The organism is Acetobacter nitrogenifigens DSM 23921 = NBRC 105050 (genome assembly GCF_000429165.1).
Lineage (GTDB): Bacteria > Pseudomonadota > Alphaproteobacteria > Acetobacterales > Acetobacteraceae > Acetobacter > Acetobacter nitrogenifigens.
The window spans coordinates 555,562-578,666 of record NZ_AUBI01000001.1 but is presented as its reverse complement, the minus strand read 5'-3'; the positions used below and the strand labels follow the sequence as shown (position 1 = coordinate 578,666).

The 23,105-nt window shown below is 63.3% G+C and carries 17 protein-coding genes; 11 read left to right on the top strand and 6 right to left on the bottom strand.

Features of this window, described 5'->3' with window-relative positions; translation table 11 throughout:
- Nucleotides 1-37 precede the first annotated feature (37 nt).
- Nucleotides 38-2,689, top strand: a complete 2,652-nt coding sequence (locus G442_RS0102630) for a M1 family metallopeptidase (protein WP_035376014.1) — start codon at nucleotides 38-40, stop codon at nucleotides 2,687-2,689.
- A 50-nt stretch (nucleotides 2,690-2,739) separates the two neighbouring features.
- Nucleotides 2,740-3,237, top strand: coding sequence for a hypothetical protein (locus tag G442_RS0102625; protein ID WP_146882104.1), 498 nt, complete (start codon nucleotides 2,740-2,742; stop codon nucleotides 3,235-3,237).
- Nucleotides 3,238-3,371: 134 nt separating this feature from the next.
- Here the strand turns inward: G442_RS0102625 and sthA are convergent, their stop codons facing one another.
- From sthA to G442_RS20585, 6 genes are all read right to left on the bottom strand, one after another.
- Nucleotides 3,372-4,847, bottom strand: coding sequence for a Si-specific NAD(P)(+) transhydrogenase (sthA, locus tag G442_RS0102620; protein ID WP_026396727.1), 1,476 nt, complete (start codon nucleotides 4,845-4,847; stop codon nucleotides 3,372-3,374).
- Between the two features lie 86 nt (nucleotides 4,848-4,933).
- Entirely contained in the window at nucleotides 4,934-6,817 is a 1,884-nt protein-coding gene (locus G442_RS0102615) for an ABC transporter ATP-binding protein (RefSeq protein ID WP_084440301.1), read from the bottom strand.
- Nucleotides 6,818-7,357: 540 nt separating this feature from the next.
- Nucleotides 7,358-8,314 (bottom strand): alpha/beta hydrolase, encoded by a 957-nt coding sequence (locus tag G442_RS0102610; protein WP_246789298.1) that lies wholly within the window; start codon nucleotides 8,312-8,314, stop codon nucleotides 7,358-7,360.
- A gap of 260 nt (nucleotides 8,315-8,574) precedes the next feature.
- Complete coding sequence (murA, locus tag G442_RS0102605) at nucleotides 8,575-9,837, bottom strand: UDP-N-acetylglucosamine 1-carboxyvinyltransferase (RefSeq protein WP_026396724.1); 1,263 nt, start codon at nucleotides 9,835-9,837, stop codon at nucleotides 8,575-8,577.
- 3 nt (nucleotides 9,838-9,840) lie between these two features.
- Nucleotides 9,841-10,395, bottom strand: a complete 555-nt coding sequence (gene dcd, locus G442_RS0102600) for a dCTP deaminase (RefSeq protein ID WP_026396723.1) — start codon at nucleotides 10,393-10,395, stop codon at nucleotides 9,841-9,843.
- Nucleotides 10,386-10,640 (bottom strand): hypothetical protein, encoded by a 255-nt coding sequence (locus G442_RS20585; protein ID WP_035376013.1) that lies wholly within the window; start codon nucleotides 10,638-10,640, stop codon nucleotides 10,386-10,388. The genes dcd and G442_RS20585 overlap by 10 nt, the downstream gene beginning before the upstream one ends.
- A 187-nt stretch (nucleotides 10,641-10,827) precedes the next feature.
- Here G442_RS20585 and G442_RS0102590 point away from each other — a divergent pair, with 187 nt between their 5' ends.
- The 9 genes from G442_RS0102590 (at nucleotide 10,828) to ntrX (ending at nucleotide 23,045) form a co-directional block, all read left to right on the top strand.
- Entirely contained in the window at nucleotides 10,828-11,037 is a 210-nt protein-coding gene (locus G442_RS0102590; RefSeq protein WP_026396722.1) for an entericidin A/B family lipoprotein, read from the top strand.
- A 196-nt stretch (nucleotides 11,038-11,233) separates the two neighbouring features.
- The gene (locus G442_RS20580; protein WP_035376012.1) at nucleotides 11,234-11,677 is read left to right on the top strand and encodes a hypothetical protein; all 444 of its coding nucleotides are present in this window, start codon (nucleotides 11,234-11,236) and stop codon (nucleotides 11,675-11,677) included.
- A 104-nt stretch (nucleotides 11,678-11,781) separates the two neighbouring features.
- Complete coding sequence (locus G442_RS0102580) at nucleotides 11,782-12,384, top strand: nitroreductase family protein (RefSeq protein WP_026396721.1); 603 nt, start codon at nucleotides 11,782-11,784, stop codon at nucleotides 12,382-12,384.
- A gap of 210 nt (nucleotides 12,385-12,594) precedes the next feature.
- Nucleotides 12,595-15,231, top strand: a complete 2,637-nt coding sequence (locus tag G442_RS0102575; RefSeq protein WP_026396720.1) for a cation:proton antiporter — start codon at nucleotides 12,595-12,597, stop codon at nucleotides 15,229-15,231.
- Nucleotides 15,232-15,352: 121 nt separating this feature from the next.
- Nucleotides 15,353-16,474: a tRNA dihydrouridine synthase DusB gene (gene dusB, locus G442_RS0102570; protein ID WP_051291837.1), complete on the top strand. Its 1,122-nt coding sequence runs from the start codon at nucleotides 15,353-15,355 to the stop codon at nucleotides 16,472-16,474.
- 107 nt (nucleotides 16,475-16,581) lie between these two features.
- Complete coding sequence (locus G442_RS0102565) at nucleotides 16,582-17,619, top strand: two-component system sensor histidine kinase NtrB (RefSeq protein ID WP_246789307.1); 1,038 nt, start codon at nucleotides 16,582-16,584, stop codon at nucleotides 17,617-17,619.
- Nucleotides 17,620-17,751: 132 nt separating this feature from the next.
- Nucleotides 17,752-19,221, top strand: coding sequence for a nitrogen regulation protein NR(I) (gene ntrC / locus G442_RS0102560; RefSeq protein ID WP_026396717.1), 1,470 nt, complete (start codon nucleotides 17,752-17,754; stop codon nucleotides 19,219-19,221).
- A 175-nt stretch (nucleotides 19,222-19,396) separates the two neighbouring features.
- Entirely contained in the window at nucleotides 19,397-21,667 is a 2,271-nt protein-coding gene (locus G442_RS0102555) for a sensor histidine kinase NtrY-like (RefSeq protein WP_035376122.1), read from the top strand.
- The gene (ntrX, locus tag G442_RS0102550) at nucleotides 21,657-23,045 is read left to right on the top strand and encodes a nitrogen assimilation response regulator NtrX (protein WP_026396715.1); all 1,389 of its coding nucleotides are present in this window, start codon (nucleotides 21,657-21,659) and stop codon (nucleotides 23,043-23,045) included. The genes G442_RS0102555 and ntrX overlap by 11 nt, the downstream gene beginning before the upstream one ends.
- Nucleotides 23,046-23,105 lie beyond the last annotated feature (60 nt).

The following is a 23,105-nucleotide window of genomic DNA, read 5'->3' as shown; positions in this document are numbered from 1 at the left end:
GTTGCATCGGCGGATCACTTCGATCGGAAAAAGACACATGCGTCATATGCGGCTCCTCGCCTCCACGTTGCTTTGCGGAGCAGCGCTCCTGCTCGCGCCCGGATCCGGGCGCGCCGAAGCGCCGTTCTCTTTTGCTGCGACACCGGGGCAGTTGCCGAAAACCGTGACGCCCCGGGCTTACGACATCGCGCTAGTCACCGACATGGCGAAGCTTACTCTCTCGGGAGAGGAGCGCGTCACGCTGGACGTGCTGACGCCGACCAACACGCTGGTAATGAATCAGGCGGGGCTGACCGTCGGCGCGGCGAACGTGGACGGACTTGCGGGCTCCATCAGTCACGATGAAAAAGCCCAGACGGTAACAATACGTTTTCCGCGCAAGTTGACGAAGGGCGCGCATCGGCTCACGTTGTCCTACTCTGGTCCGATCATCGCGACGCCGAACGGTCTTTATTACGACGACTACAAGGACGCGTCCGGCGCGCAGAAACGTATGCTGGTGACGCAGTTCGAAGTCGCCGACGCCCGCCGGATGTTTCCCTGCTGGGATGAACCGGTTTTCAAGGCGACGTTTCATCTGACGGTCACTCTGCCGAAAGCCTGGACGCCGATCAGCAACATGCCCGTCGAAAAAACGGAAGCGGCAGGCCCCGATGCGCAACGCGTGACGTTCGCAGTCACGCCGCGCATGTCCACCTACCTTCTTGCGCTGCTCGCGGGTGAGATGTCCGCGCTGCATGGAAAAGGCGGCGATACCCCGATTAACGTGTTCGCGCCGACGGGGGAGGAGTCCCAGGGCGCCTACGCTCTTTCGGCGGCGTCTGAAATTCTTCCTTATTACAATGGTTATTTTGGAACGTCGTATCCGCTTCCAAAACTCGATCTTATCGCCGTCCCGGGTAATTACGAGGCGGGCGCCATGGAGAACTGGGGCGCCATCACATTCATCGACGAGGACCTTCTCTTCGACCGCGCGCACAGCGCGTCGAGCACGAAGGAGCTGGTCTACCTCGTGGTCGCGCACGAGATGGCGCACCAGTGGTCCGGCGATCTCGTCACCATGGCGTGGTGGGACAACGTGTGGCTGAACGAAGGTTTCGCGACGTGGATGGAAACGAAGGCGCTCGATCACTTCAATCCTGGTTGGGAAGTCTGGCCGCGCGAGCACTCCGGCCGTGAAAGCGCGATGGCGCAGGACGCGCTGTCGACCACGCACCCGATCCAGCAGGTCATTGCCGACGCACGGGACGCGGATCAGGCGTTTGATCGTATCAGCTATCAAAAAGGTGAGCAGGTCATTCGCATGATCGAAACCTGGCTCGGCCCGGACGTGTTCCGCGACGGCATGCGCCGCTATATGAAAGCGCACGCCTACAGCAACGCCACAAGCGAGGATCTCTGGAATGCGCTCTCCGCCGCGTCGAAACAGGACGTCGGCGCCGTAGCCAAAACGTTTACGGAGCAGCCCGGAATTCCCCTCGTGCATGTCGCGAGGACATGCGTCGGCGGCGAAGCGGCGCTGACATTGTCGCAGAGCCGCTTTGCCATTCACGATCCGCACGCCGCAGCCTTGAACTGGCGCATACCCATCGTCATCGGCGGGCCGGGCGTCACGACGCAAAAAGTCGTGTTGACGACTGCGCCTGCTACAGTGCGCGTCGCGGGTTGTGACAGTCCGGCGAAGGTCAATCTCGGAGAAGGCGGTTACTATCGCACGGTTTATGACGACGCTGGATATACGGCCCTGAAAGCGGCTTTTGCGCGTCTGGATATGACGGATCGGGTCAATCTGCTGGGCGACCAGTTCGCGCTGTTTGAGTCCGCTCAGCAACCGCTCTCGCATTATCTTGATCTGGTCGCGAATCTTTCTGAAGAGGGAGAGACCAGCATCGCCGTATGGCAGGACACGTTGTCGCATCTGCGTCGGCTGGACGAACTGGAACGTGGCGCTCCCGAACGCCCTGCGTTCCGCGCCTTCGTCCGTTCGCTGCTTGCACCCCAGCTCGCACGTCTCGGTTGGGCGCCGAAGCCGGGCGAAAGCTTCCTGAACTCCATGCTCAGGCCGGATATTATCGAAACATTGGGTCTGTTCGGCGATCCAGAGGTGACCGCGGAGGCGCAGAAGCGGTTTGCGGCGTGGCGGAAAGATCCGTCGTCGCTCGACGCCAGCCTTGTGGAGCCGGTGACGCAGATCGTCGGACTCCACGCCGACGCCGCCACGTGGGACGTTCTCGCCGATGCGCTCGGCAAGGCCCCCGACACGGAGCGGAAACGCCGCTTCTTCGCTGCGCTCGCACGGTCACAGGACCCTGCGCTTATCGAGAAGACTTTCCATCTGGCTTACAGCGGCGCCATTCCAAATGGCCGGATCGGTCGTTCCCTCGTCGTACTTGCGCGTGACAGCGAGGCGCCTGATCTCGTGTGGAAACTGACGCAGTCCGATCAGGCTGCGATCCGCAAGCGTCTGGCTCCGTGGTCGCAGACCGAGTTGCTGCCGTCGGTGGCCTCCGTGTCGCTGAATCCCAAGGTTTCCGGCGAAATGCTGGCGGACCCGGCCAGTAGCGACTCAGCCGGAGCCAGGCTCGCCGCCGCCCGTGGAGCGGAGCAGATCGCCACGTCGGTAGAGTTGGCCAGCCGCACGAGAGCGGCGGTCGCCGAATGGCTGACGCTGCGCGGCGGCGCGAAGTGAGGTTCAGCCGTCTTATCCGTTTCCGCGATTCTTCGCGGAGGCGGCAAGATATGTTCTCGGCAGGAGCAGCGTGTTGCGTTGCGTCGATCGTTTTGCTGGGTTGCTCCCCCGAAGCGGCGAAGGCGCCCGCCGCGGGTTCTGTGGCGTTTCTGCGCGGCGCATGGCGCATAGACATCAGCAGCGAAGACCCTGATTTCACGCAGGACCTCGCACGCAAACTGCGGAGTGCGTTGGAGGCGCGTCTTGGCGCCGTCGGGCTGTCGGTTCCTGGAGGGGGCGCCCCGGATCGCGTCCTGACCGTCAATTTGACGAAAGTCGCGATCGCGGAAGAGGCTGACTACGTCACCATCGGGTCGCCGACGACGCGCGACGTGCTGGATGCGAAGGAAACAGTGAAGGTAAAGACGGCTGACGGGTTCAGCGCGGTTCAGACATTCACGGTTGGAGCCAAATCGCCGCATAGCTACTTCAATAACGAAGCGTCGTTGAACGACACGATCTCGCTGCTTGCGCGCCGCAGCGTCTCGGCTCTCCACCGGGGGCAGTAGGGAGGCTGGAGAATTGTTTCTGACCGCATGGCGCAGCCGTCCGGGCGGGAGCGCGCCTGCGGAAGGTGTGAAGGACATCGCTCACGATTGCGCTGAGCGTGCGGGATCGGACAATCGCCGCGCGCTGTATTTCTTCAGTGTGATTCGGTTTTCATCCGTTGCGGCGCGGATGATTCCGGGGAGATTGCGGGAGGCTCGCCCTTTCCCGCGTGGCGGGGCGTGATGCGGTTCCACACGTCCAGCGCCGCGCTTTTGTAGGCCTCCGCGAACGTCGGATAATTGAAGGTAGCTTCGATAAAATACTCGAAACTTCCGCCAAAGTTCAACACGGCCTGACCGATATGGATCAGCTCCGTCGCCGCTTCGCCGACGATGTGCACACCCAGAAGCTTGTGCGTCTTCAGGCATACGATAATTTTCAGAAACCCTTGGGTTTCGGCCATAATCTGACCGCGCGACGTCTCCCGGAAACGCGCCACGCCAGCCTCGTAAGGAATTTTCTTCTTTCGCGCTTCTTCCTCCGTGATGCCTACGATCGATATCTCGGGCACGGAGTAGATGCCGTAAGGGAAAAATTTAGGCGCAGGCGGCACCGGCTGTTCGCACGCGTGGCACGCGGCGATCCGGCCCTGCTCCATGGACGTGGAGGCGAGCGCCGGAAAACCGATGACGTCCCCCGTGGCGTAAATATTGGGCGTTTTGGTTTGAAAAGTTATCGGGTCGACATCCAGTCGTCCGCGCTCGTCGGCTTCCAGTCCTGCGGCTGCGAGGTTGAGATCACCCGTCGCTCCCTGACGTCCACCGGTGTAGAGCAGGAGGTCCGACCGAACTCGTCGACCGTCCTCCAGAATGGCGACGGGTTGCCCGGCTTCGATAACGATGGACTCCAGTGCGCCACCCAAACGAAAATTGACGCTCTGATCGCGAAGTTGATGGATGAAGTCGTCCACGATCTCTCGGTCGATGAAGTCGAGAATATGCTCGCGCTGGTCGATGATCGTGACGCGGACGTCAAGCGCGCTGAAGATCGTGGCGTATTCGATGCCGATGACGCCGGCGCCGACCACCGTCAGAGAGCGTGGGATGCGATCAAGATTGACCATGCCGTCGCTGTCGATCACACGCGTCCCATCGAAGGGAATGTTGTGCGGGCGATGGGGCGCGGAGCCAACGGCGACGACGATCGCCTTTCCACTTACGCGACGGGATCCGCCTGCCGGATTTTCGATTTCGATCGTATGCGCGTCAACGAATTTCGCTGATCCGTATTCGACGGATACCCCGTTTCTCAGAAACTGGTGCTCAAGCACTTCGACTTCGTCGTCGAGCGTCTTGCCAAGCCGCATGTTGAGATCTTGCGCGTCGATATTCTGTTTGACGCGGTAGTTCATTCCGTAAATCCCGCGTTCGCGCCAACCTGTCAGGTTGAGCACGGTTTCGCGGAGGGTTTTCGACGGAATGGTGCCGGTGTGGACGGAAACGCCGCCGACCTTGCCCCGACGGTCCACGACGAGGACGGAGCGGCCGAACTTCGACGCCTGAACGGCAGCGCGGCGACCGGACGGCCCGCTGCCGATGACGATCACGTCGTAATCATAATGCTTCGTCACCCACTTCCTCCGGTTCAGTCTTCGCGCCCAAGCACAGACGCGCCCGCCAAAAGGCGGTTCCGTCTGCTCAGGAACAGTTGACGGCGCTATCCATCCAGCGACTGCAACTCATAGAGCCGCCGGTAGAGTCCTCCCTCGCGTCGAATCAACGCTTCATGGGAGCCGTCTTCACGGATTTCCCCATGTTCGAACACCAAAATCCGATCCAGGCCGACGACGGTCGCAAGGCGGTGGGCGATCACGATCACCGTTCGGTCCAGCATCAGCCGCTCGATCGCGTCCTGCACCAGAGCCTCGGACTCCGAATCAAGGCTGGCCGTGGCTTCATCAAGGATGAGAATGCGTGCGTCAGCGAGGAACGCTCGCGCGATGGCCACGCGCTGGCGCTCGCCGCCCGACAGTTTCACGCCGCGCTCACCGACAAGAGTGTCGTATCCCTGCGGCAGGCGCGAGATGAAGCCCGACGCGTTCGCCAGTTCTGCGGCGCGCTCGATCTCCGACTGAGTTGCGCCAGGGCGGGCGTAGGCGATGTTTTCCGCCAGAGAGCGGTGAAACAGGATTGGCTCCTGCTGCACGATTGCGATCTGCGAACGCAACGACGATTGCTGAACGGAGGCAATATCCACGCCGTCGATCAGGATGCGTCCGCCGTTGATGTCATAGAGTCTCTGCAACAGTTTGGTGAAGCTGGACTTTCCAGATCCCGACGGGCCGACCAGCCCGACGCGCCCACCCGGGGGGATCGTGACGTCGAGGTCTTTGAACAGCGGCCTGTCCAGACCCTGATACCGAAAGAGAACATGCTCGAACCGGATCTCGCCCCGGGTGATGGCGATGCGCCCGGCTCCCGGCCTATCTCTGACGGCGGGCGGCTGGTCCCAGATCGCGACAAGCTCTTCCATTTCGTTCACTGACCGCTGAACGACGGAAACCTGCTGCCCGATATCGCGCAGATAACCCTGCACGAGAAAGATCATGGTCAGGACATAGGCGACGTCGCCGGGTCCGGCTGCTCCTTTCCACCAGAGCCACACCGCCGCAGAGGCGAGCGTCAGCCGCATGCCGGTGACGGCCAGATTCTGCGCGTTGCCGCTGTTCGTGCCGCGAACCCACGAACGGGCGGTGCGCAGGCGCCATATCGCCAGCGTGCGGCCAAGGCGCCGCTCTTCCCGGGCTTCGGCGCCGAACGCCTTGACCAGCGGGTTGCAGGTGATCGCGTCGGCCAACGCGGCGCCCACCCGGCTGTCCCAGCGGTTCGCCTTGCGTGCGTGCGGGGCGACATAGCGCAGCGTCAGGGCGCAGGAGAGCGCGACGAACGCTATCGACATTCCCGCCAACAATGCGCCCATCAAAGGCCAACGCCAGCCGAGCACCAGCGTCGTGCCGGTCAGCACGAGCATCTCCGGCAGCAGCATCAGCAGCAGGTTGTCGTTCAGCGTGTCCAGAGCCCACATTCCGCGCGTCAGCTTGCGGACCGTGGATCCGGCGAATGTGTTGGCGTGCCAGTCGGTTGAGAATTTCTGTAGTCGGGCAAAGCTCTCCTGCGCGACGTCGCGCATGATGTTGATCGACAGGTGGGTTATGCCCAGAAAGGATGCGCGCCTGCCGGCCACGCTGACCAGACCGAGCAGACCGAGCGCGCCCAGCATCCACATCGCATCGCCACGAGCGGCCAGGGCGGCCGTGCTTGTCACCGCATCGCCGGCCACTGGCGGCGGGTGCGCCACGTCCTCTACCAGCCGACCCGCGACGAGCGGCGTGGCGACGTCGGATAATGTGGCGACGGCCATGCCGGACAGCGTGGTCGTCAGGTATCGTGGCCAGCGCGTCCACTGGCGGATCGCGAAGCTCAGGGCTGCGACGAAGGGGCTGCGTTCGGACTTCGCCGCTATCGACGCGCCGTCAACTTCGTCTTCGGACGCGGCATCGCCGTGCGTAGAGTGGACACCTGCGGGGTGCGCTCCGCACATTGCGGCGCTCTCCGATGGGGCGTCTGCAGGGGCCACGTGAGCGGGTTGAGAGGGAGGGGCATTCTGCTCCGCAGTTTCGTCGACTGCGGAAGTCGTGGGTGATTGAGGTGATGATGTCATGCGACACCCACTCTAGCCAGTCAGGCAGCGTCCAGCCAAGCGCCTCGTCGCATGTGATTACTATAACGTCTACGATGTGGATTCACATAGGGTACGCAGAAAAATCAAATCTTCTATTAATTTCGTCATATTTAATTAATAAGTTATTTTATTTTCTGAGAAATATTTACGTCCATGGGTGTGTTTCGTGACCTTCAAATGCGAACTTAAATATATTGCCGTATAATCAGACTGTATGCTTGAGGCGCTGGTATAAATATGCTCCCCGCCCGACGATCAGCTTTCGGAGGGGGCCAGAGGCAGTCTTGGGTAGGGATCGTCGGCTGCCCGGCTACGTAACCGAGTGCAGGTGAGAGGATACCCAAAATTTTGTTACGTTTAAGGGTGCGGTAATAGCGTTGCTGAGAACGAAGCTTGTCTTCAGGCGATAAAGCCCGTTTTGCGCATCCAGCTTTCAGCCAATCCAGGCCATGTCATGGTCTCCGTCCCCGGAATCCCCATTCCGAAGCCATGCCCTCCCATTGGAAAAAGATGGCGCTCTACGCTGACCGCAGCCTGCTGGCACGCTGATTCCAAAATGGCGGTGTTCGCGGGATTCGAAATCTGGTCGTCTGCTGCCTGGGTCAGGAAGAACGGCCTCAGGCCCCGATGAATGTGCGTCTCCAGGGACCACATGGCGCTATCTTCAGGCGTAGGATGGGCGCCGATCAGCACCCGACGGGTGGACGTCCGATCATAAGGAGGCTTCAGCGTCACAATAGGGTAGAGCAGCAGGTTCAGATCGAGAGCAGAACTGGCGACGTCGATTGCGTCTGCTGAGGCGTAAATCGCCTCGTGAGACCGGGCGCTTGTCATGCCGAGAAGATGGCCGCCAGCCGAAAATCCGACGCCGCCAATACGGTGCGGGTCGAGGTCGAGTGCGGGGGCGTTGTGGCGTATCATACGCACGGCCCGCTGCGCGTCCTGAAACGGTGCGAGGCGGCCTGCGCCCCAGCCTTCCATGGGAAGGCGATAGGCAAGGGTGAAGGCGGTCACGCCCAGGCCAATCAGCCAGCGTGCGGCGGCTTCGGCTTCCTTCTGCATCTGAATCCGCTGGTACCCTCCGCCGCCCGCCACCAGCATCGCCGCGCCGTTGGGGCGTTCCGGACGCCAGATCGTCAACGTGGGCGTGGAGACGTTGGTGATTGCGCCGTGCGCCGAAATCTGTTCGGGGCCTGTGGGACCGCCGCCGCCGGGCGGCGCCCCTTCCCATAATGGCCATGTTCCAACGGCGTCGTCGGCTCTGGCGCGGGACAGAGCCGGCAGAGGCATCCCGCCAAACATCAATCCCGTGCTAGCGCCGATGAGCATCTGGCGGCGGGTTCGTGATCGCGTCACTGCGTCGTCTCCCCGATCAGGGAACTAATCTTCGTGCTTCAATCGTACGGAGCGTCTGGACCGATGTGCCGTAGCTAACGGGGGAGGCTCGTGACCGCGACATCGAGAGCTGTGGCTTGGCTGGTTTCCCTGTTGACGTCAGCGCCGTTGGTCAGACGCTGGTTTGGCGGTCCATCGAAAAGGCGTTCCGAAAAAGTGTCGACAGGAACGGGCCGCCGGAGGGGGCGGGATCGAAAGCACCGCCCGACTATGCGCGTCCGCTACTCCCGAACGCGCTCGATATTCGCGCCGCATGCCGCGAGCTTCCGCTCCACGGCCTCGTATCCGCGATCAAGGTGGTACACGCGACTCAGGATCGTCTCGCCATGTGCGGCGAGGCCCGCGAGAATGAGCGAGAACGACGCCCGAAGATCGGTCGCCATGACTGGCGCGCCAGACAGGGCGTGCACGCCGCGGATGATGGCGGATGAGCCGTGAACGTTGATTCGCGCGCCCATGCGGTTCAGTTCCGGCACATGCATGAAACGATTTTCGAAGATGGTCTCAGTGACCATCGACGCGCCCTCTGCGACCGAAAGCAGCGCCATGAACTGCGCCTGCATGTCGGTTGGAAAGCCGGGGTAGGGCTCGGTCATGATGTCGACGCCGCGCAGCGCCCCCGTGCGACGTACCCGTAGACCCTTCTCGTCTTCCGTCACTTCGACGCCCGCTTCTTCAAGCGTGCGTACGACCGCGCCCAGATCGTCCAGTCTGCCGCCGACCAGACGAACATCGCCGCCCGTAATGCCCGCAGCGCAGGCGTAGGTGCCGCATTCGATGCGATCGGGCATGATCCGATGCTCGGCGCCCTGCAGCGCTTCCACACCGTCGATCACGAGCGTGCCGCTGCCCGAGCCGCTGATCCGCGCGCCCATCTTGTTCAGGCAAGCCACAAGGTCGCCGATTTCCGGTTCGCGCGCCGCGTTGACGATTTCCGTGCGCCCCTTGGCGAGCGTCGCCGCCATCAGCAGGTTCTCGGTCGCGCCCACCGAGGCGAAAGGAAGAATGATCCGCTCGCCGATCAGGCCCTCTGGCGCGCGGGCGTTGATGTAGCCGTTTTCAAGCCGGATCTCGGCGCCCAGAGCCTCCAGCCCCTTCAGGTGCATGTCGACCGGACGCGTGCCGATCGCGCAGCCGCCGGGCAGGGATACGCGCGCTTCCCGACAACGGGCGAGCAGCGGACCGAGGACCAGAATCGAGGCGCGCATTTTCGAGACGATGTCGTAAGGCGCTTCCGTGCTGGTGATCTCGCCGCCGACGGCGTAGGCGCTGCCGTCGCCGTTGACGTCCTCAACCGCGACGCCATGCTGGATCAGCAGATCGCGCATGGTCGCGATGTCGGCGATGCGCGGCACGTTGGTCAGCACCAGCCGCTCGGCGGTCAGAAGTCCGGCGACCATCAGCTTCAGACCGGCGTTTTTCGCGCCGCCAATGACGATCTCGCCACGAAGCGGCCGTCCGCCGCGGATGATGAAACGGTCCATCGTTCAGAGCCTCGGTGTCGTGACGCCGTGTTGTCCCATATACTTGCCCGCGCGATCCGCGTAGCTGACTTCGCAGGGCGACGCGCCCTGGAAGAACAGGAACTGGCAGATGCCTTCATTGGCGTAGATGCGGGCGGGAAGCGGCGTCGTGTTGCTGATCTCGATCGTCACCTGACCTTCCCACTCAGGCTCCAGCGGCGTCACGTTAACAATGATGCCGCACCGGGCGTAAGTGGATTTGCCGAGACAGACGACCAGAGTGTCGCGGGGGATGCGGAACCGTTCGATGGTGTGCGCCAGAGCGAAACTGTTCGGCGGAATGACGCAGACCGGACCTTTGCGAGATACGAAGCTGTCCTCGGTGAAGGCCTTCGGATCGACGATGGCGCCGTTGACGTCGGTGAAGATACGGAATTCGTCCGCGACGCGCGCGTCGTACCCATAGGACGACAGGCCGTAGGAGATCACGCCCTCACGCTTCTGGTTTTCGACGAAAGGTTCGATCATGCCGTCGTTTAACGCCCGCTCGCGGATCCAGGTGTCGGGCATTATGGGCATGAATCTGTCTCCGGTGCAGGCGTGTCGATACGGGCGGGCTGGTCGCGCGACGCTTCGTCGGCCACGCGGGCGCGGGCTTGCGCCTTACGCCGAAGCAGATTGGCGCGCAAGGCGTTGGCCTCAGCGGTTTTCCGTTCCTGCAGGGCGGCTTCGGCTGCAGGCGTGAGCCGGGGCTTCCGCACGGGCGGGGTTTCAGTCGCCTGAGGCGCTGCGTCATGGGGTGTGTCGGGCGGGCGCGTCGTCATGGCCGCTTGCGCCCCCCAGATGGCGTTGATGCGAAAATACCGTGCATCGGCGCAGCTTATCCGAGTAGGGAGCGGCCCGCCAGCGTTCGCACAGGGCGTCATTGCGAACTGTTATCTCTGTAGTGAAACTTTCTCGGGCCTGTCTACGTTATCGCGGCAGACGACTGTTTAATGGAGTGTCGACCCAATGGTAACGGTATCCTCAGTTAACCGCAGCAAATCGGACGTTAAGCTGACGCGCGTGGTCGCGATCGGCGCGGCGCTGCTCTCTCTCGCCGCTTGCAACACGGTGGCGGGCGCCGGCAAGGACGTCAGCTCGGTTGGGCACGATGTGTCTCGCGGCGCCAGTTCGGCGCAGCAGGGGATCGCGAACTCGACCGGGGCGTCCTCGCAGTAATCTGCGCCGATCCGGCGCGGGCAGCCGCGATTTGCGAAGCGCGCCGCGAAAGCGGCGCGTTTTGCGTTTGTGGAGGACGAAGGCGCTGCGGCAGGTATGCTGCCGCAAGCGGCGAAGACCGTCGGCCTCTGAGGCGCTATGGTGGGGCAGGGCGACGGTCTCCGCTTTGGCGGCCGCCCCGAGGGAAGATCCTGCCATGCGCGTTAGTCATTCATATCGCGAAGCACGGCCTGCGAACTGGCGCCGGACGATCCGGGTCGCGTTCGGAGCAGCTATCCTGTCCGTGACGGCTGTCACGCACGCCGCTCCGCCTTCGAACAGCCTGCCTCCAAATTCGGCTTACCCGGATGGCACTGGCGATAGCGAAGTTGACGGCCTCAACGCCGCCCAGATCGGCGGGGCTTATGCGGGGCCGTATTATCGAAGAGACCAGCCCGCGCCCGCAGCTCGCCCGGTGACGCCGCGGGGCGCGTCGTCTGCAACGGCCACGACGGCGCAGCCGCAGGGGCGGCCTCAGGCGGCGGGGACGGCAGGTGTCCCGGAAACGACTTCGGTGAAGCGCGGCGGGGTAGGTTATGACGGATCGTTGTATTATCGTGGCGCGGGTCGCCCGACGTTGCCGCCGCCGTCACCCCGGTGACGGGCGTCGCGCTATCGGCCCGCTCCACAGTTGCGGCCCCGGCTGACGCGGTTTCTGCACCGCCGCCGCCTTATGTATCTTCCGCAGGAAAGCACACCTTAATCATGACGACTTCGCAAAATCGGGTCTCCAGCCCCTCGACCCTTGGCATTGTGCTCGACCGCTGGTCGCCGCGCGCGTTCACTGACGCGCCGATTTCATGGGACGAACTGTCGTCCATCATCGAGGCCGCGCGCTGGGCGCCCTCCGCCTATAACTCGCAGCCCTGGCGCTTCCTGGTCGCCCGCAAGGGAACGCCCGAGTGGGAAACGTTTCTGTCGTGGTTGATTCCGTTCAACCAGTCCTGGGCCTCGAACGCCTCCGCCCTCGTCTACATCGCGTCCCGCACCGTCATGCTCTCGCCTTCGGGGGAAACTGTTCCGGCGACCACGCATGAATTCGACGCCGGAGCGGCTTCGATGCTGCTGCATCTGCAGGCCAACCATCTGGGATGGGCCACGCATGCGATGAGCGGCTTTGACGCGGAGGCGGCGAAGAAGGGACTCGCAGCGCCGGACGAATTCAAGATCCACGCGGCGGTCGCGATTGGTCGACAGGGTCCGGCCGAGTTGCTTCCCGAAGGCCTGAGGCCGCGCGAGACGCCGTCCGGGCGCGCTCCGCTCGCTACTATGGCGTGGGAAGGCCCGTTCAAAGCGCAGGAAGGCTGATAATTCGCCACGAGGCGGCGACGTAACCATATCGCCGCCTTAAATCTCGTTTACTTTATGCGAGTAAGAACGCTTCGCGCGTTGACTGCGCGGCCACGGTCGCCTCTGTGTGATCGTGAGCCGCTGTTTTTTTGGCGCGGTGGGGCGTGACGGCACGACCGTCGGGTCCGGGAGGCGGAAAGCGGATCGGGTGAATCCAGGGAGGGCGGCATGGAGGTGACTGGTCTGGCGGCGGTGCTGCTTGCGATCGCGCTTCTTCTGGTGATCGTCAGCGCCGTGCAGCCGCTGGCCCGCAGACTGGAAGTCTCGGAAACCGTTTTGCTCGCGGTCGTGGGCATTGTGATCGGCGGCGGCGCCGATCTGGTGCTCCGTACGACGTACACCGATTCGCTTTCCGGCGTCGCCAGCAACGCCATCAATGGCGTTGCGGAGACGTTGCTCGACTTTCCGGTCAGCAGCGAGGTGTTCCTGCTGATCTTCCTGCCGGTGCTGGTTTTTCAGGGCGCGATGGTGATCGATGTGCGGCGCCTCGCGGACGAAACCGCCACGGTGCTGCTGCTGGCCGTGGTGGCCGTCGCAGTGTCGACCGCCACCATCGGCCTGGCGCTCATGCCATTCGCGCAGATGCCGTTGATCGTCTGTCTGCTCCTCGGCGCGATCGTGGCGACCACCGACCCGTCTGCGGTCGCGGGCATCTTTCGCGACATCGGCGCGGCGTCGCGACTGACCCGACTTGTGGAGGGCGAGGCCCTGCTCAACGACGCGGCCGCGATCTCCATTTTCTCGATCCTGCTCGCCGCCGTCACGTCGCACCATGCGATTCATCTCGGCGGCGCGGCGTTGTCGTTCGTGGTGTCGTTTGCGGGCGCCACGATCATCGGCATCGTGGGCGCGCGGCTCATGCTCTACATGATCACCGCCCTGGGGAATGCTCCCGCGGCGGAGACGACGCTGACTGTGGCGTTGCCCTACATCGTCTACATTCTGTGCGACGAAGTGCTTGGCGTATCAGGCGTCGTCGCGACCGCGTCCGCCGGTCTCACGCTTTCGGTTTATGGTCCTTCGACCTTTCGCCCGCAAACATGGCGCTTCCTGAACGAGCTGTGGCAGCAGCTTGTGTTCTGGGCCGGATCGCTCGTCTTCGTGCTCGCCTCGATGCTCGTTCCGCGTTTGCTGATCGGCATGACGCGCTGGGACGTGGTGCTGATCCTGATCGCCAGTTGCGCCGGTCTGGTGGCGCGCGCTTCCGTCGTGTTCGGCATGCTGCCGCTCCTGGCGATGACCCGGCTGGCCCCGCCAGTGCCGACGCCGTTCAAGGTGACGATGGTGTGGGGCGGCCTGCGCGGCGCGATCACGCTGGCGCTGGCGCTGGCGGTCACCGAAAACCCGCGCGTATCGACGCCGGTGGCCCATTTCGTCGGTATCATCGCGACCGGCTTCGTGCTCATCACCCTGTTGGTTAACGGCACCACCCTTCGCTCTCTCGTGCTCTTCTTCAGACTGGATCAGCTGTCCCCGATTGATCAGGCGATGCGCCATCAGGTGCTGGGCATCGCGCTGGGCAAGGTCGCCGAGCAGGCCAGGGAAACCGGCGAAGAGCTTGGGTTTTCTCCTGATGCGACCGGGTCGGTCGTGTCCTCGCTCGAAAAGCGGGGGGCGGAAGAGCAGTCCACCAACACGTTCGACACCGCGCTCGGAGACCGGCAGAGGGTGACGCTGGCCCTGATCACGCTCGCGAATCAGGAGCGGTCGATCCTGCTCGATCTGTTCAAGATACAGGGCCTGTCGCGACGCGTGATGGAGAATCTGTTGCGCACGTCGGAGGCCATGGGCGACGGCGCGCGGCTGGAAGGGCGCTTCGGTTACGTTCGGGCGCTTCGGCGGCGGCTGAGCCCATCGCTGCGCTTTCGGATTGCGCAGGAGATCCATAACCGTTTCCATTACGACCGGCCGTTGATGGAATGCATGGCCGAGCGTTTCGAGATGCTTATGGTCATCCATCTCGTGGCGATCTCGTTGATGCGTTTCATGCGAGACCGTCTTGAGCCGACGCTGGGCAGCCGCATCAGCGAAATCGTGGGTGAGACGCTGCTCCGGCAACGCAAGATGCTGGACGAGGCGTTGACGACCCTGCGTCTTCATTATCCCGGCTATTCCGAGGCGCTGGAGAACCGGATTTTCCGGCAGATCGTCCTGCGGTTGGAGAGCGTCGAGTTCGACGAATTGCACTCGGAATCGTTGATCAGCGACGAACTGTACCGGGAACTGAATCGGGACGTGGAATTGCGAAAGCAGCGTCTTGGCAACCGCATGACGTTCAACCTGAAGAACAATATCGAAGACCGGCTGCGCCGGGCTGCCGTGTTCGATGGGCTGCCAGCATCTGTCATCCACGACCTGGCGATGACCACTTCGCTCCGGTTCACCTCTCCGGGCGAGAAGATCATCCGGCGTGGGCGCAAGACGCGTTCGGTGTTCTTCATCAGCGCGGGTCTGGCTGAAATGCACGTTGCGGAGAGCGATCTGCGCTATGGCGCGGGCGATCTGATCGGCGGGGTGGAGGCGCTGGAGGCGCGGCCGATGCCCGGCACCGTTCGCACCCTGCAATTCAGCCACATGTTGACCATCAGCGCCTCCCTCTTCGTCAGGCTGGTGGAAGAATTTCCGGTCATCCGGGAGAATCTGGAAAAGCTGCGCTCCCGGACGGAAGACGATGCGGTTCCGGCTATCGTTCATCTGGAACAGGACTTCGACGAAGATAGTCCCCCGGGAGAAGCTGCAGTGGCGCTGCTCAATGAACCGGCAACAAAGTCTGACGAGCACCACGAAAACGCAACGTGGTCGTGAACGACAAAGACGCCGAAAAGCTTGGTTGAACGCGGGGAAGGGCGGCAGCCGCATCGCTTGCGCATGACGAGGGGTTGAAACGCCGATTGCGCTGCACTGGGCCGGGCACTATATTGCTCAAATGGTAGGCAGCACTCAAAACACGGGCGAACGCGCAGCTGGTTTGTCGCCGATTGACCTCGGCGGCGTGATTCTGGAGACGCCGGTCATCCTCGCGCCGATGGCGGGCGTGACGGACGTCCCTTTCCGGCGTCTTGCCCGGCGTTTGGGCGCAGGGCTCGTGGTCTCCGAAATGATCGCTTCGTGGGCAATGGTGCGGGAGAATGAAGCGACTCTTCGTATGGCGGAGGTCGCCGGGCCGGAGGGCCTGAACTCGATCCAGCTCGCCGGATGCGATCCTGATGCGATGGCGGAGGCGGCGCGCATCGCTGTCGGTCGCGGCGCGAATATCATCGACATCAATTTCGGCTGCCCTGTGAAGAAGGTGGCGGTCGGGCAGATGGCCGGATCGGCCCTGATGCGTGACGAAGTCGCGGCTGGCCGCCTGCTGGAAGCGACGGTCAAGGCCGTGAACACGCCGGTGACGCTGAAAATGCGCATGGGCTGGGATCATGATCACCTGAACGCCCCGACGCTTGCGCGTATCGCGCAGGAAGCGGGAATACGCATGGTTACGGTGCATGGCCGCACGCGCCAGCAGTTTTACAATGGCGTCGCTGACTGGGGCTTCGTCCGCAACGTCAAGGATGCGGTGCGGATTCCAGTCATCGTCAACGGCGACATTCTGACGGTCGAGGATGCGCGCGAGGCTCTGGCGCGTTCCGGAGCTGCTGGCGTGATGATCGGCCGCGGCTGTTACGGTCGGCCATGGTTTCTGGCGCAGGTGGCGCAGGCGCTGAGAACCGGCGTGACGCCAGCAGACCCGGATCTGCCGACGGAGCGGACCATTGTGCTCGAGCACTACGACGCCATGCTCGCGCATTTCGGGCGGGGGCCCGGCATGCGTCTGGCCCGCAAGCACGTGTCCTGGTACTCCGCCGGCCTTCCGGATTCCGCGGGCTTTCGTTCGGCGGTGAACCGCATGGACGACGTTGACGAGGTCATTGGCGCGATCAACGCGTTTTACGACAGGCAGATCGCCGCTGGCGCAGTGCGGGAAGTCCGGAAATCGCGTGTGCTCGACGCCGCCTCCGCAGATGGCGGAGAAGTGGATGAACGGACGGAAGCGTTGTGCGCGGCATGAACCATCTGGCGCCGCGCAGCGTCTCGCGTGACGGGGTCTCCGGCGCCGTCGCTCAGGAGAGAATCCCTGAGGCCGCCCTGCTGCTGGATTGTCTGCCCGCGCCCGTGATGCTGATTGGCGCGGGGGACGCGATCCTGACCGTCAACAGCGCCGCCGAGATGTTTTTCGCCCGGTCGCGGGCTCAGCTCAAGCGTGAACCGCTCTCCGATCTGGTGCCTCCTGACCATCCGCTTTTTCTGTTGTTGAGGCAGGTGCGAGAGATCGGCGGCTCGGTGACGGAGCACGGACTGGTCCTGAGCACGCCGCGTTTCCAGCATGACGGCGTCAGCGTTCAGGGATCGGACGTGCCGGACTTCCCTGGGCAGGTGCTGCTGGTCTTTCAGGACGAATCTGCGGCGAAGGCGCTGGACCGACAGCTTACGTTTCGTTCCGCCGCGCGAAGCGTGGCTGGCATGGCGGCGATTCTCGCGCACGAAGTGAAAAATCCGCTGTCGGGCATTCGTGGCGCGGCGCAGTTGCTGGAGGGCTCCGTTGGAGAGACGGACCGGGAACTTGCGGTGCTTATTCGCGACGAGGCTGACCGTATCCGCTCGCTGGTGGAGCGGATGGAGATTTTCAACGAAAAACCGGTCGGAAGACGGCCGGTCAATATTCACCGCGTTCTGGAACATGTGCGGACGCTTGCGGAAAACGGCGTCGCCAGTGGCGTTCCTATCGTCGAATCATACGATCCGTCCTTGCCGCCGGTCTGGGGAAATCGCGACGAACTGGTTCAGGTCCTGCTCAATCTGGTGAAGAACGCCGCCGAAGCCATTACCGGCGCTGGCGGAAGCGGGACGATCACGCTGGCCACCGCGTATAGGCAAGGCATCCGTCTGGCCGTGCCGGGGACCGGGCAGCGACGGCACCTTCCGCTGCTCGTTACGATCAGGGACACCGGGCCGGGAATATCGGAAACCGTGCGCCCGCATCTGTTCGAGCCTTTTCTGACCACCAAGGCCGCGGGGTCTGGTCTGGGCTTGGCGCTGGCCGGAAAAATCGTCAACGACCACGGCGGCATTATCGAGGTCGAAAGCCGTCCGGGGTGCACGGAGGTCAGTCTGCATTTGCCGGTGGTGACCGAGGAAACCGGCGCGGTTGCTTAAACTGCCGTCCGACGAGGCGGCGTCTGGAGATCGGGCGCTGCTTGCTGTAGTGCCTGCGCGAGCCGAAGCCGGCTTCTGTTCATTTCCCGCCTGCATGCGGGCTATCCTGTTTTCGAGAGATATTCCGTTCCTATGACTTTGCCCACGATCCTGATCGCCGACGATGATCGGTCGATCCGCACGGTTCTCAGTCAGGCCCTCGGGCGGGCTGGATACCAGGTGCGTTCCACAGCTAGTGCAAGCGCGCTGTGGCAATGGGTGGAAGACGGCGAGGGCGATCTGGTCATCACCGACGTCGTCATGCCGGACGAGAACGGTCTCGACCTCATTCCGCGCATTCGTCGCGCCCGTCCTGACCTGCGGGTGCTGGTGATGAGTGCGCAATCCACGCTGGTGACCGCAGTGAAGGCCACGCAGCGCGGCGCCTTCGAATATCTGCCAAAACCGTTCGACCTCACTGAGCTTCTCGCCGTCGTCGAGCGCGCGCTTGCCACGCCTGCGCCTGCGTCGGGCCTGAGCGTCCCGCCGCAAGGCGACGACGGGATGCCGCTGATCGGCCGCTCGATGGCGATGCAGGATATCTATCGCATCATCGCCCGCCTCACGACGTCCGATCTGACTGTGATGATCAACGGGGAGAGCGGCACGGGCAAGGAGCTCGTGGCTCGGGCGCTGCACGATTACGGACGGCGTCGCACAGGGCCTTTCGTGGCGGTGAACATGGCGGCGATCCCGCGCGACCAGATCGAGAGCGAGTTGTTCGGCCATGAACGCGGAGCCTTCAACGGCGCCACGGCGCGCAATCCGGGTCGCTTCGAGCAGGCGGCGGGAGGGACGCTGTTTCTCGACGAGATTGGCGACATGCCGCTGGAGGCGCAGACGCGCCTGCTGCGGGTGCTGCAAGACGGCGAATTCACATCTGCGGGCGGCCGCAACCCCATCAAGGCGAACGTCCGGATCGTGGCTGCGACGCACCGCGACCTCAACCAGATGATCCGTGCGGGCGCCTTTAGGGAAGATTTGTTTTATCGCCTCAATGTCGTGCCGATCCGCCTGCCGCCCCTGCGCGAGCGGGTGGAGGACATTCCGCTGCTCGCACAGCATTTTCTGGAGCGTTGTTCGGAGGGCGGCCTTCCCAAGCAGCTGTCTGAAGACGCCCTTGCGCGATTGCAGGCATGGCGGTGGCCCGGCAACGTGCGTGAGCTCGAGAACCTGATGCGGCGCGTGACCGCGCTGTATCCGCAGGAGACCATCACAGGCGCATTGATCGACCATGAACTGTCCGAAAGCGTGCGCGAGGACTCTCGCGCCGCCAGCCATCAGGCAGCTTCCTCGGATGACGAGACGCTCTCCGATGCGGTGAGCCGCCATATCAGGCGCTACTTCGCAGCAGGCAATGACGGCGCCCCCTTGCAGGATGTGTATGACAAGGTGATCGCCGAAGTCGAACGGCCGCTGATTCAGATGACGCTTGCAGCGACGCGGGGCAATCAGATCAAGGCGGCGGCGATGCTGGGCCTTAACCGGAACACGCTGCGCAAGAAGATCCGCGATCTGAACATTCCCGTGATGAAGGGGCCGATCGCGAGGGAGGCCGATTGAGGCGCGACGACGCGCTGCGCGCCACAGGCATACGGCTCTGTCCACCTACTAAACCGGGGCTTCGTCGATGAGCGGGCACGAAACATCCGCAAAGGCTTCGCGGGCGGACGCCCCGTCCGCAGCGAACGCTCCGGCGGCGGGCGAGGGGCAGGAGCGGCGCCTGCTGCTTGGACGCATGCGCTGGGCGCTCGACCTGCGCAGCGTCGTCGTCATTCTGGTCGCGCTCGCGCTGGTTCTGGGATTCGCGACGTTCGTGGTGCTTTCAGGCGGCTCGGCGTTGGCTCACCATCCGGTGCTGCAGACCTGCGTGTTCGTCGGAAACGCGCTTGCGCTCATCCTGCTTGCGCTCATTTTCGGGTCGCGCGTCCGTAGCGTCCTCGCCGATACGCGTAGCGGGCTGGCTGGGACGCGGCTGCATGTCCGGCTTGTGGCCTTGTTCGGCCTTGTCGCCGTCGCTCCGACTATCCTCGTCGGCGTGTTCGCGACGCTGTTCTTCAATTACGGCATCCAGATATGGTTCTCCGACCGGGTCAATACGGCCCTGAACGAGGCGTTGCTCGCGTCGCGCGGATATCTGACCGAACACAACGCTAATATCCGAACAGACGCCTTCTCTCTCTCCAACTACCTTGTCAGCGCGGAAAACGAGTTGTCCGGCAATGGCGGGGATCTGATGCACGACCCGGCCAGTCTGGGGGAAATGCTGGACAGTCAGGCGACCGTGCGAGGACTGACCGAGGCGGTCGTCTACGACCCGCTGACCAACAAGGTCGTCGCGTCAGGCGGCCTGCTGAGCCACGCCGGTTACAACGAGCCGCTTCCGCCGCCAGCCGCCACGATGATGGCGCGGGCGAACGACGTCGCGATTTATGACAGTCCGGACGAAAAATCTGTGCGGGCGGTCGTCTCCCTGGGCGTCACACCGGAATTGATGCTGGTGATAACACGCCCGGTCGACCCGGAAATCGTCGGCCACATGCGCAAGACCGAGCGCGTCGTCGCGGATTACCACCGCCTGAACAACAACCGCGCGAAAATTCAGTTCACGTTCGTGATGATTTTTGCGCTGGTGGCGCTTCTGGTCCTCGCGATGGCCGCGTTGATGGGGCTTGCGCTCGCAAACCAGATAGCAAGGCCCCTCGGGCTTCTGATGGTCGCGTCGCGTCGAATCAGTGAGGGCGATCTTGCAGTCCGCGTGCCTGAAGGCGGCGGCGACGACGAAATCACCAGCCTGTCGCGGGCGTTCAACCGGATGACCGACGAACTGTCGAGCCAGCGTTCGGAACTGATGTCGGCCTACGCGCAAATTAATGAACGGCGCCGCTTCACGGAGGCGGTGCTATCGGGCGTGTCGGCAGGCGTGATCGGCCTCGACGCGCTGACGCGGGTCGAACTGCCGAACCGGGCCGCATCGGAGTTGCTCAACCGCGACCTCACGCTCGCGGTCGGTGAAAAGCTGTCGGACGCGATTCCCGAGTTCGCCTCCATCCTCGACGACCTGCGTCAGGGCTCGGACCGCGCGCTGACGCGGGAAGTGCAGATCGGGCCGACAGGAAACCGCCGGGTGCTGCTGGTCCGGGTCGCCGCCGAGCTGCGGGGCAGCGTCACGCGCGGCTACGTGGTGACTTTTGATGACATCACAGCGTTGCAGGCGGCCCAGCGGAAGGCTGCGTGGGCCGATGTAGCGCGCCGTATCGCCCACGAGATCAAGAACCCCCTGACCCCGATCCAGTTGGCGGCGGAACGTCTGAAGCGCCGTTTCCTACGGGAAATCACGTCTGATCCCGAGACGTTCCAGCAATGTGCGGACACCATCGTGCGGCAGGTCGGGGACATCGGACGGATGGTGGACGAATTTTCGTCCTTCGCGCGCATGCCTCAGCCGAAAATCGCGATGGAGGACGTGTCGCGCATCGTGCGGGAGGCTCTGGTGCTTCAGCGCGACGCCCACCCGGAGATCGCCTATTCGGTGATCGGGCCGGAGCATGGACCTGTCGCGCCGTGCGACAGGCGGCAGATCGGGCAGGCGCTGACCAATCTGTTGCAAAACGCCGCTGACGCCATCTCGATGACCGGCCGGGCGAACGGTATGGCGCTGGCTGCAGACAGGCGGGACGACAACGTTGGGGACGCTCAACGCGTTCATCATCCGGATGGCGTGATCGGCGCGATCACTGTCGAAATCACGGAGAAGGACGGGCGGGTGAGCATAGCCATAGTGGACGACGGGGTCGGTTTGCCGCAGGCAGACCGGGATCGGCTGACCGAGCCGTATGTCACTCACAAGCCGAAGGGAACCGGTCTGGGGCTGGCCATCGTGAAGAAAATCATGGAAGACCATGAGGGCAGTGTTCAACTCTCCGATCGGCCCGGGTGCCCGGGAAGCGAGGCAGTTCTGATTTTACCCGTCAAGGATTCAGCACGGAAAGAAAACGATGGCGTATGAAGTCCTGATCGTTGATGACGAGCCGGATATCCGCATGCTCATCGAAGGCGTGCTGCATGACGAAGGATACGAGACCCGGGTAGCCGGTGATTCGGAGGCTGCGCTTGCGGCGTTCCGCGCCCGCCGCCCTGCGCTGGTGATCCAGGATATCTGGTTGCAGGGATCGAAGCTGGACGGCCTCGACATTCTCAAGACTATGCACGCGGAGGACCCCTCCGTTCCGGTCGTGATGATTTCCGGGCACGGCACGATCGAGACGGCCGTCGCGGCTCTTCAGCACGGCGCGTACGATTTTATTGAAAAGCCTTTCCAGTCGGATCGCCTGCTCGTGGTGACGCGTCGCGCGATCGAGGCGTCGCGTCTGGCGCGTGAAAACGCGGAACTGCGTCTTCGCGCCGGACCGGAAACCACGCTGTTCGGAGAAAGCGCTGCGATCGCAGCCGTTCGCACGCAGGTTGAACGCGTCGCCCCGACGGGATCGCGCGTGCTGATCACAGGTTCTCCCGGCGCAGGCAAGGAAGTGGCGGCGCGCATGATTCACGCGCGGTCGCGTCGCGCGGAAGGCCCGTTCATTGCGCTAAACTGCGCCACCCTGGCGCCGAGCCGGTTCGAAGAGGAGCTGTTCGGCCTCGAGGGGCCGGAGGGAGCGCCGCGACGCATCGGCGTTCTGGAACGTGCGCATGGCGGCACGCTGCTGCTCGACGAAATTTCGGACATGCCGATCGAGACGCAGGGCAAGATCGTCCGCGCGCTTCAGGATCAAAGTTTCGAACGAATTGGCGGAGCTACGCGCGTGCGTGTCGACGTGCGGGTGATCTCCACCACCAATCGTGATCTGCATGTGGAGATCGCGGCGGGTCGATTCCGTGAGGATCTGTTCTACAGGCTCGCCGTTGTGCCGGTGCGTGTGCCCAGCCTGCGCGAACGGCGCGAGGACATTCCGGATCTCGCGCGGCTGTTTCTCACGCGCGCGGCCGAATCGGCGGGACTGCCGGTGCGGGAACTGAGCATGGACGCCATTGCGGCGTTGCAGGCTTATGAATGGCCCGGCAACGCGCGAGAGTTACGGAATCTGATGGAGCGCCTGCTCATCATGATGCCGGGCAACGGGACTGAACCGATTCGCGCGGATATGCTGCCTTCGACAATAGCGGAAGGCGCTCCCGCCCTTCTGAAGCTGGATTCGAACGCCGACGTGATGAGTCTGCCGTTACGCGAGGCGCGAGACCTGTTCGAGACACAATATCTGCAGGCCCAGCTTTTGCGATTTGGCGGCAACATCAGCCGGACAGCTGGATTTGTCGGCATGGAGCGTAGCGCCCTGCATCGCAAGCTGAAACAGCTTGGAGTGACAGCGGACGAACGCGCCGGGGTATAGAGGAGAGGTCGGACAAACGCGATGTCCGGTGGGCAGTACTGCGTCCGCCGCTCTGGTGGC

What these genes read in the sequence shown, in the direction of transcription:
- G442_RS0102630 (WP_035376014.1), top strand. Translation starts at nt 38, where the DNA reads ATGCGTCATATGCGGCTCCTCGCCTCCACGTTGCTTTGCGGAGCAGCG.
- G442_RS0102625 (WP_146882104.1), top strand. Translation starts at nt 2,740, where the DNA reads ATGTTCTCGGCAGGAGCAGCGTGTTGCGTTGCGTCGATCGTTTTGCTG.
- G442_RS0102615 (WP_084440301.1), bottom strand. Translation starts at nt 6,817, where the DNA reads ATGTGCGGAGCGCACCCCGCAGGTGTCCACTCTACGCACGGCGATGCC.
- murA (WP_026396724.1), bottom strand. Translation starts at nt 9,837, where the DNA reads ATGGACCGTTTCATCATCCGCGGCGGACGGCCGCTTCGTGGCGAGATC.
- dcd (WP_026396723.1), bottom strand. Translation starts at nt 10,395, where the DNA reads ATGCCCATAATGCCCGACACCTGGATCCGCGAGCGGGCGTTAAACGAC.
- G442_RS20585 (WP_035376013.1), bottom strand. Translation starts at nt 10,640, where the DNA reads ATGACGACGCGCCCGCCCGACACACCCCATGACGCAGCGCCTCAGGCG.
- G442_RS0102590 (WP_026396722.1), top strand. Translation starts at nt 10,828, where the DNA reads ATGGTAACGGTATCCTCAGTTAACCGCAGCAAATCGGACGTTAAGCTG.
- G442_RS20580 (WP_035376012.1), top strand. Translation starts at nt 11,234, where the DNA reads ATGCGCGTTAGTCATTCATATCGCGAAGCACGGCCTGCGAACTGGCGC.
- G442_RS0102580 (WP_026396721.1), top strand. Translation starts at nt 11,782, where the DNA reads ATGACGACTTCGCAAAATCGGGTCTCCAGCCCCTCGACCCTTGGCATT.
- G442_RS0102575 (WP_026396720.1), top strand. Translation starts at nt 12,595, where the DNA reads ATGGAGGTGACTGGTCTGGCGGCGGTGCTGCTTGCGATCGCGCTTCTT.
- dusB (WP_051291837.1), top strand. Translation starts at nt 15,353, where the DNA reads ATGGTAGGCAGCACTCAAAACACGGGCGAACGCGCAGCTGGTTTGTCG.
- G442_RS0102565 (WP_246789307.1), top strand. Translation starts at nt 16,582, where the DNA reads ATGCTGATTGGCGCGGGGGACGCGATCCTGACCGTCAACAGCGCCGCC.
- ntrC (WP_026396717.1), top strand. Translation starts at nt 17,752, where the DNA reads ATGACTTTGCCCACGATCCTGATCGCCGACGATGATCGGTCGATCCGC.
- G442_RS0102555 (WP_035376122.1), top strand. Translation starts at nt 19,397, where the DNA reads ATGCGCTGGGCGCTCGACCTGCGCAGCGTCGTCGTCATTCTGGTCGCG.
- ntrX (WP_026396715.1), top strand. Translation starts at nt 21,657, where the DNA reads ATGGCGTATGAAGTCCTGATCGTTGATGACGAGCCGGATATCCGCATG.